The following is a 7,849-nucleotide window of genomic DNA, read 5'->3' on the forward strand; positions in this document are numbered from 1 at the left end:
TGAGCCCTCGGCCCAGACCAGGGTGGCGTCGGCGTCGGCCCGCCACTGGACCGCGCGCGGCCCCGGCGCCACGGCGTCGAACGGCGTCGGCACGTTGTCGCGCAGCGGCAGGTCGGCCACGCGGTGAACCTGGCGCCCGTTCATGTCGGTGACGATGACGTCCGAGGGGAACAGGCTGGCCGGCACGACGTAGGAATAGGGCTTCTTCACCCGCGTCTGCAGGATGTAGCGCCCGTCCGGCGAGGTCGAGACGCCCAGGATGACGCCCGGCTGGCCCACCGAGCGCGCGCGGCCGTTCAGCGACACCACGGTCGGCTGGCTGGTGAAGTAGTAGTCGAACAGGGCCTCGTCGCCCACGTTGGACAGCAGATCCTGATAAGTCCGCACCGGGGCGGCGCGGCCGCCCGTCTCGGTGATGATCGGGCCTTCCGGCGGATGATCGACGTTGGGCGCCAGGCCGCGCCCGGCCGGAACCGCCAGGACCAACAGGCCCGAGGAGTCCGACAGCCAGGAGAAGCCCGAACCCGCCGCCGCATTGACCATCGGCCCGTTCAGCTTGCGCGCCTTGGCCTGGGCGACATCGGCGGTCCAAAGCTCCAGCCCGTTGGGCGCATTGACCAGGAAGGCCACAGCCTGGCCGTTCGGCGCCCAGCTGACATTGGTCAGGCGCGCATTGGCGGGCAAGCCCGTCACCGGGCGCGCAGGCCCGCCGTCGACCGCCTGGAAGCTGAGCCCCGTCAGCCAGGAGACGCGGCTGTTGGCCGGGCCGTTGTTCTTGGGATTGATGCGATAGCCCGCCAGCCGCAGCATCGGCTCGGCCAGTTCGGCGATGGCCGGCAGGTTGGAGCGGTCGGTCAGCAGCAGGGTCTTGCGGTCGGGGCTGACGCTGACGCCCGGATTGGGCTTGGCGTCCAGAATCTGGGCGATCGGCGACGGCGGTTGGTGATAGGTCGGCGCGGCGTCCTGGGCGAGCGCTGCGACCGGCAGTGCCAGGGCTGGAACGGCGGCGGCGAGCACCAGAGCGGGCAAGGCGGCCCGCAAGAGATGATGGCGCATGGATTTTCCCCACTGAGACGAGTCTTATGTGGCGCTAGGTGTGAGACCCCTGCGGTCCAGGGTCAACCGTCAGGCTTGTCACGCCATGCCTTCCCCTGCGTCGCGCTTGCCGCTTGCTCCACTTCCCGGCCCGCTTTAAGGACGGAGGAGACCACGATATTCATCAGTTGGTGAAAAAGGGAGTCCGATGGGCAAGATTTACGCTGACGTGAAGTCCGCGCTGGAGGGGCTGACATTCGACGGCATGACCGTCATGTCCGGCGGCTTCGGCCTGTGCGGCATTCCCGAAAACCTGATCGCAGGCTTGCGCGACACGGGCGTGAAGGGTCTGACCGTCATCTCCAACAATGCGGGCGTGGACGGCTTCGGCCTGGGCCAGCTGCTGGAGACGCGCCAGATCGCCAAGATGATCTCGTCCTACGTCGGCGAGAACAAGGAGTTCGAGCGTCAATACCTGGCGGGCGAGCTGCAGCTGGAGTTCAACCCGCAGGGCACCCTGGCCGAGCGCATCCGCGCGGGCGGCGCGGGCATTCCGGCCTTCTTCACCGCCACCGGCGTCGGCACCCTGGTCGCCGAGGGCAAGGAAGTGCGCGACTTCGACGGCCGCAAATACGTCATGGAGACGGGGCTGGTCGCCGACCTGGCCATCGTCAAGGCGTGGAAGGCCGACGAGCGCGGCAATCTGGTGTTCCGCAAGACGGCCCGCAACTTCAACCCGATGATGGCCACCGCCGGAAAGGTGACGGTCGTCGAGGTGGAAGAGATCGTCCCCGTCGGCTCGATCGACCCCGACCACATCCACACGCCGGGCGTCTATGTCGACCGCCTGATCCAGACCGTGTCCGAAAAGCGCATCGAACAGCGTACAGTCCGTCAGCGGGAGGCCGTCTGATGTCCGCCCCCGATCAGGAAAAACTGAACAACAACGCAGCCCGCACCCTGAAGACCCTGCTGCACGCAGGCATCAAGGAAGTCGATGCCGCCTTCGGGAGCGGTTACGCCTACTCCAACCCGGCTCTGGTCGCCGGATATCTTCAGGCAGGCGCCACGCTGATCGCCCAGCAGCAGCGTTCGGCTTCGCTGCATGACAACGCATCTGCTTCTTCGGGAGACGAATGACCATGGCCCGCACCCGCGAACAACTGGCCGAACGCGCCGCCAAGGAGCTGCAGGACGGCTTCTATGTGAACCTCGGCATCGGCATCCCGACCCTGGTGGCCAACTACATCCCCGAAGGCATGATCGTGACCCTGCAGTCGGAGAACGGCATGCTGGGCATGGGCCCCTTCCCCTATGAGGGCGAGGAAGACCCCGACCTGATCAACGCCGGCAAGCAGACGATCACCGAAATCCCCGAGAGCAGCTATTTCAGCTCGGCTGACAGCTTCGCCATGATCCGCGGCGGCCACATCAATCTGTCGATCCTGGGCGCCATGGAAGTGGCCCAGAACGGCGACATCGCCAACTGGATGATCCCGGGCAAGCTGGTGAAGGGCATGGGCGGCGCCATGGACCTGGTCGCCGGCGTCAAGCGCGTGGTCGTGGTCATGGAGCACGCCAACAAACACGGCCAGTCCAAGGTGCTGAAGGCCTGCACCCTGCCGCTGACCGGCACGGGCGTGGTCAGCCGCATCATCACCGATCTGGCGACCTTTGACGTCAAGCCGGACGGTTCGGGGCTGGAGCTGATCGAACTGGCGGACGGCGTCACGCTTGACGAGGTCGCGGCCAAGACCGAGGCCGAATACACGGTGGCGGCGGGCGTAGGCTGAACCGCCCTCGCCCCTCTGTAAAAACACAAACCCCGGCGACCGCGAGGCCGCCGGGGTTTTTCATGTCTTCCTTCTCCCCTTGAGGGAGAAGGAATTTAGTCCCGGGTCGCCTGGAAGCCCTGCTGGTCGGTCCAGAGGACGATCTGACGGCTGGTCTCGGCCGTGGCGCGGTCAAAGGCGGCGACGATGGCCGACTGGCGGTTCACGCCTGCGTTCTCGCTGACCGTGATGCGGTCCTCGGCCACGATCGAACGATCGCCCGGCCGGACCAGACGCAGCAGCACGACGATGGTCGCATCCGGCACGGCGCCCGGCGCGACGTAGGACGCCTCGAACCGGCGCACGTCCACGCTCAGCAACAGGCCGTCGCGCGTCAGCGGACCGCTGCTCAGCACGGTGCACGTCCCGCCGTCCAGGAAGGCGTTGCGCAGGGCTTCCTCGAACAGGGTCTCGGCCGGAGACACCCAGCGCGCGCCCTTGATATAGGCCGCCTCGGTCCCCGTCACGGCCAGGATGCGGTCGCCGCGCGCCGCTTCGGGAAAGTCCACCCGGCGCATGGAGACATGGACATCCGGGCAGGCCGAGGTCGCGCCCGTTCCGGCATAGGCCGAGGCGCCCCCGAAACGATACAGCTGAACCGGGTCCGGCGACGACAGCAAAGCGCAGCCAGACAGGGCGACCGACGCCCCCGCAATCATCAGTGTGGAACGGATCACGGCTGCACCTCGATTTCCTTGGACGGCGCCTTGGCGATGAACTCACGCGGACTGTCGCGCACGTTGTCAATGAGCGACTGCAGCGAGCGGGTCGCCCGATCCAGTTGGCGAATAGTGTCGTTCAACTGCGGCACGGTCTGCGTGCCGAATTCGCCCAATGGCCCTTCCAGTCCGGTCGCAGAACGGTTGATCGAGGCGATGGCGGCCTGCGCCTCGCGCGTCGCCTGGTTGATGTTGGCGATGGCCTGCTTGCCGTCGGTGTCGACCATCTGGCGCGCGCTGGCGCCCAGGGCCTGATATTCGCCGACAGCGGCGTTGGCCTTGGTGATGGTCTCTTCCAACTGCTGGAACATGCCCTTGCGGGCCTCCAGTTCGGCGGTCAGGGCCTCGACGTTCTTCACGCTGGTCGAGAAGCTGCGGATGTTGTCGTCCGACATCACGCGGTTGATGCGGTTCAAGGCGTCCACCGTCTGGGCCAGCACCGTGCCCGATCCGCTCAGCAGTTCGGCGATGGGGCTGGGCTGGCTCTGGATCACCGGCACGACGTTGTCCGGATACTGGTCCTTCAGCAGCGGGCTGTCCGGGGCGCCCGCGGTGATCTGGATGTAGTTCAGGCCGGTGATGCCCTGCGGCTCCAACTGGGCGCGCGAGGTCACGCGCACCGGCGTCGTGCCGTTCAGCCGCACGCGGGCGATGACCTGATCGCCCTTCTTCGGATCCAGGTTCAGGTTGGTCACCTCGCCGACGCGGATGCCGTTGAAGTGGACCTCTCCCCCCTCCGACAGGCCGCGCACCGGGCCGTAGAAGACGATGTCGTAGACGTCGAAATCCTTGTTGAACTGCAGCCGCGCCAACCAGATGGTGAACACCGCCAGCGCCAGCAGAAGGGCGACTGTGGCGATGCCGACGGCGGCGTAATGAGCGTCTCTTTCCATCGTTTCGCGTCCTCCTCAGGCCGCGCTCTTATGGGCGGCGCGTCCGCGCGGCCCCAGGAAGTATTCCTTGATCCAAGGGTGGTCCGAGCGTTCCAGCTCGGCGACCGGCGCCTTGGCCACCACATGCTTGTCCGCCAGCACGGCCACCTGGTCGCAGATGGCGTAAAGGCTGTCGAGGTCGTGGGTGATCATGAAGACCGTCAGCCCCAGATCCTCCGACAACTGGCGGATCAGATCGTCGAACGCCGCCGCCCCGATCGGGTCCAGCCCGGCAGTCGGCTCGTCCAGAAAGACCAGTTCGGGGTCCAGCGCCAGGGCGCGGGCAAGGCCCACGCGCTTGCGCATCCCGCCCGACAGCTCAGCCGGCTTCAGATAGAGGGCCTCGGGCTTGAGGCCCACCATGGCCACCTTCATCTCGGCCAGCTCGCGGATGGTCGTCCTGGACAGATCGGTGTGCTCGACCAGGGGCGAGGCCACATTGTCCAGCACCGTCAGCGACGAGAACAGCGCGCCCTGCTGGAACAGCACGCCCGTGCGACGCTCGACGGCGGCCGCTTCCTGCTTGGTCATGGCGCTGCGGTCCTGCCCGAACAGGCTAACCTCGCCGCCTTCCGGCTCCTTCAGGCCGATGATGGAGTTCAACAGCACGGTCTTGCCGGTGCCCGACCCGCCGACGACGCCCAGCACCTCGCCGCGCATCACGTCCAGATCCAGATCCTGATGGATCACCCGCTCGCCGAACTGGCTGAGCAGGCCCCGCACCTGGATGACGGCCTCGCGGTCGTCGGGTTTGCGCGTCTCGGCCGTCATATTTTCAGCTCGATGAAGATCAGGGCGAAGACGGCGTCCAGCAGGATGATGGCGAAGATGGCCTGCACCACCGCCGCCGTCACCCGGCGCCCCAGGCTCTCGACGTCGCCCGCCACCGACATGCCCTGGCGACAGCCGATGGCCGCGACCACCAGGGCGAACACCGGCGCCTTGATCAGACCGACCATCATGTGGGTCGGCATATAGCCGTCCTCGACCAGCCGCTGGAAGAAGAAGGCCGGTCCCAGGTTCAACTGGCTCCATGCCACCAGGACGCCGCCCAGCAGCCCCCCCACCATGGCCAGGAAGGTCAGCAGCGGCAGCATGACCAGCAGCGCCGCCAGACGCGGAATCACCAGGGCCTGAAAGGGATCGACGCCCATCACCTTCATGGCGTCCACCTCCTGCGTCATGCGCATCGAGCCGATCTCGGCGGCGAAGGACGAGGCCGAACGGCCCGCCAGCAGCACGGCGGTGATGACCACGGCGAACTCACGGAAGACGGCGACGCCGATCAACTGCACCGTGAAGACCCCCGCCCCGAACTGGGTCAGCAGGTCCACGCCGATGAAGGCCACCACGGCGCCGATGAAGAAGTTGGTCACCACCACGATCGGAATGGCGTCCAGGCCGGTGCGTTCCGCCTGGCTGAACCAGGCGGCCCAACGAATGCGGCCAGGGTGCTTCAGCGTGGTCAGCACCGCCGCCATCAAACGGCCCAGGAAGGCCAGGGACAGCATGGCTTCGGCGCCGAAATCATAGACCCCGCGCCCGACCTTGGCGAAGCCGCGCGTCATGGGAGCCGAGCGGCGCGGCGGCTCGGCCGTCATGCAGTCCAGCTTGGCCACCATGCGATACAGGCGCCCGGCTTCGGGGCGTACGGACCAGGCGGATTCAGGGATGGGCCGGCTCATGGCCTGGGCTACGGCCAGGGCGCCGGCGGTATCAAAACGGCCCAGGTCGTCCAGATCCAGCGCGGTCACGGATCGACCGTCCAGCTCGGCCTTCAGCCGATCACCCATCCGACCGACGGCGACGGTCGACCAGTCGCCGGCCAACCGCAAGCGCGTCTGGCCGTCCTGGCTTTCATCAATCTGGAAGTCCGCCCGATTCATGAATCCGACACTGACACAGGCCCGCCCGCACGCATACGCCGCTTAAAGCTCTGCTTTTCGCGCTGTGTCAACGACTGATGACTCCCGATCTCTTCCGGCGTTGCTCGACACACGCCAAGGCCCGCCCGTCACGGCGCAGCTTTCAGAACGTCGACCATCCATTTTCGTTCAGCGGGCCGCGCGGAACGCAACCTCGGGAAACGACCTAGCGCAGATAGTCGAGCAGGGAGACCTGGCGCAGCTGGCTGACCACCTGGGCCGAGGCCTGCAGGGATATCTGCGCCAGCTCCAGTTCGGTGACGGCTTCGGCCATGTTGGCGTCGGTCTTGCCGGACAGGATGGTGTCGATCGAAATCTTGCGCGCCTCCTGGGATTCCAGCAGGCGGTCGACGCGGTTCTGCATCCCGCCGTTGGCGGCCTGCAGCTCCACCATCCCCTTCGCCGCCGCCTCGAAGCGGCCCATCTGAGTGGTCAGGAAGGCCTTCTGAGCGTCCGTCATCTTGCCGTCCAGCGGCGTCGTCTGATGCTCCAGCTGGATGTCGCGGAAGATGGCGAACAGCTCCGATCCCATGGCGTCGGCCAGGAAGCCCGTGTCCATCGAGACGTTCTCGTCCAGCCAGGACGACTGCTTCAGCTGGTCGTTGTGGAAGGCGGCGCTCTCATCGGGCAAGGCCGCCAGCTTGGCCATCATGCTGGCTCCAGGCTGACCGGGAATGTCGGGCAGATCCACCGGCGCGCGATCAGTGACCCCGCCGCCGAACAGATACTTGCCCTGATGCTTCATGTTCAGCCCGTCTTGAGCCTCCATGAACAGACTGTTCAGCGTCCCCATCAGGGTGTCCATCCGCCCGGCGGCGATGGCGTCGGCGATGGCCTGACGCGCCGCCGTCGAGGCGTCTGCGATCCGATCCATCGCCAGATCCTGGGTCTCCAGCCGAGCCGTGACGGTCTTGTTGGTGTCGATGAAGGTCTGGATGCGGGTCTGGCTGGTCATCAGCGCGCTGACCGTCTCGGAGCCTCGGCCGAAACCGACCAGGTCCGTGGCGTTCTTCTTGGTGTTCACCTTCTGCTGGGCGTCAGCCATGCGCGACTGGGCCGACATCAGGTCAAGCAGGGCCGACTGATAGTTTCCGTAGGTCGAAACGCGGGTCATCGCACCATTCCCAGCAGGATGTCGTACATGTCCTTGGCCGCCTGAACCATGCGGGCCGAGGCGTTAAAGGCTTGCTGATAGGTGGTCATCAGCACCAGTTCCTCGTCCAGGTTGACCCCTTCGACCGAGACGCGGCGCGCCGTCGCCTCCTTGGCCAGGGCCGTGGCGCTGACGGCGTTGTTCTTGGCCATGGCGGCCCGACTGCCGATCTCGCCCGACAATTCGGATGCATAGCGCGCCAGCGACATGGAGCCGCCCGCCGCCCCGCCCGCCGCCGAGAAGGCAGCGGCGT

Annotated in this window: 10 protein-coding genes; 3 read left to right on the plus strand and 7 right to left on the minus strand. The window is 66.6% G+C overall.

The annotated features are described in order from the left end of the window. The coding region (locus tag BDIM_RS18455) for a hypothetical protein (protein ID WP_040345786.1) at nucleotides 1-1,056 on the minus strand (1,056 nt) is incomplete at its 3' end. Nucleotides 1,057-1,243: 187 nt separating this feature from the next. Between BDIM_RS18455 and BDIM_RS10865 the strand changes: the two genes are divergently transcribed. Genes BDIM_RS10865 through BDIM_RS10875 form a run of 3 tightly spaced genes read left to right on the plus strand, consistent with a single transcriptional unit; the run spans nucleotide 1,244 to nucleotide 2,828 of the window. Then, nucleotides 1,244-1,948 carry a CoA transferase subunit A gene (locus BDIM_RS10865; protein WP_003165645.1) on the plus strand — a complete coding sequence of 235 codons (705 nt, stop codon included), beginning with the start codon at nucleotides 1,244-1,246 and terminating at the stop codon, nucleotides 1,946-1,948. Next, nucleotides 1,948-2,175: a hypothetical protein gene (locus BDIM_RS10870; RefSeq protein ID WP_003165646.1), complete on the plus strand. Its 228-nt coding sequence runs from the start codon at nucleotides 1,948-1,950 to the stop codon at nucleotides 2,173-2,175. The genes BDIM_RS10865 and BDIM_RS10870 overlap by 1 nt, the downstream gene beginning before the upstream one ends. A gap of 2 nt (nucleotides 2,176-2,177) precedes the next feature. Continuing rightward, the gene (locus tag BDIM_RS10875; RefSeq protein WP_003165647.1) at nucleotides 2,178-2,828 is read left to right on the plus strand and encodes a 3-oxoacid CoA-transferase subunit B; all 651 of its coding nucleotides are present in this window, start codon (nucleotides 2,178-2,180) and stop codon (nucleotides 2,826-2,828) included. A 95-nt stretch (nucleotides 2,829-2,923) separates the two neighbouring features. On the opposite strand, the gene BDIM_RS10880 is transcribed toward BDIM_RS10875, so the two are convergent. The 6 genes from BDIM_RS10880 to BDIM_RS17590 form a co-directional block, all read right to left on the minus strand. Beyond that, a complete protein-coding gene (locus BDIM_RS10880) occupies nucleotides 2,924-3,544 on the minus strand; it encodes an ABC-type transport auxiliary lipoprotein family protein (RefSeq protein ID WP_112999737.1) in 621 nt (206 codons plus the stop codon). Next, on the minus strand, nucleotides 3,541-4,479 hold the full coding sequence (locus tag BDIM_RS10885) for an MlaD family protein (RefSeq protein WP_003165649.1): 939 nt from the start codon (nucleotides 4,477-4,479) through the stop codon (nucleotides 3,541-3,543). Before BDIM_RS10885 ends, BDIM_RS10880 begins: the two co-directional genes overlap by 4 nt. A gap of 15 nt (nucleotides 4,480-4,494) precedes the next feature. Further along, the gene (locus BDIM_RS10890) at nucleotides 4,495-5,289 is read right to left on the minus strand and encodes an ABC transporter ATP-binding protein (RefSeq protein ID WP_003165650.1); all 795 of its coding nucleotides are present in this window, start codon (nucleotides 5,287-5,289) and stop codon (nucleotides 4,495-4,497) included. Beyond that, a complete protein-coding gene (locus BDIM_RS10895; protein ID WP_003165651.1) occupies nucleotides 5,286-6,404 on the minus strand; it encodes an ABC transporter permease in 1,119 nt (372 codons plus the stop codon). Before BDIM_RS10895 ends, BDIM_RS10890 begins: the two co-directional genes overlap by 4 nt. Nucleotides 6,405-6,609: 205 nt before the next feature. Further along, a complete protein-coding gene (locus BDIM_RS10900) occupies nucleotides 6,610-7,557 on the minus strand; it encodes a flagellin (protein WP_040345789.1) in 948 nt (315 codons plus the stop codon). Continuing rightward, nucleotides 7,554-7,849 (minus strand): flagellar basal body rod C-terminal domain-containing protein (locus BDIM_RS17590; protein WP_040345791.1); only part of this gene is annotated, 296 nt, incomplete at its 5' end. The genes BDIM_RS10900 and BDIM_RS17590, both read right to left, overlap by 4 nt.

Origin of the sequence: Brevundimonas diminuta ATCC 11568, from assembly GCF_000204035.1 — a bacterium.
GTDB classification, from domain to species: domain Bacteria; phylum Pseudomonadota; class Alphaproteobacteria; order Caulobacterales; family Caulobacteraceae; genus Brevundimonas; species Brevundimonas diminuta.

Bases quoted from the DNA above. Each gene is read 5' to 3' on its own strand.
- BDIM_RS10865 (WP_003165645.1), top strand. From the start codon at position 1,244: ATGGGCAAGATTTACGCTGACGTGAAGTCCGCGCTGGAGGGGCTGACA.
- BDIM_RS10870 (WP_003165646.1), top strand. From the start codon at position 1,948: ATGTCCGCCCCCGATCAGGAAAAACTGAACAACAACGCAGCCCGCACC.
- BDIM_RS10875 (WP_003165647.1), top strand. From the start codon at position 2,178: ATGGCCCGCACCCGCGAACAACTGGCCGAACGCGCCGCCAAGGAGCTG.
- BDIM_RS10885 (WP_003165649.1), bottom strand. From the start codon at position 4,479: ATGGAAAGAGACGCTCATTACGCCGCCGTCGGCATCGCCACAGTCGCC.
- BDIM_RS10890 (WP_003165650.1), bottom strand. From the start codon at position 5,289: ATGACGGCCGAGACGCGCAAACCCGACGACCGCGAGGCCGTCATCCAG.
- BDIM_RS10895 (WP_003165651.1), bottom strand. From the start codon at position 6,404: ATGAATCGGGCGGACTTCCAGATTGATGAAAGCCAGGACGGCCAGACG.
- BDIM_RS10900 (WP_040345789.1), bottom strand. From the start codon at position 7,557: ATGACCCGCGTTTCGACCTACGGAAACTATCAGTCGGCCCTGCTTGAC.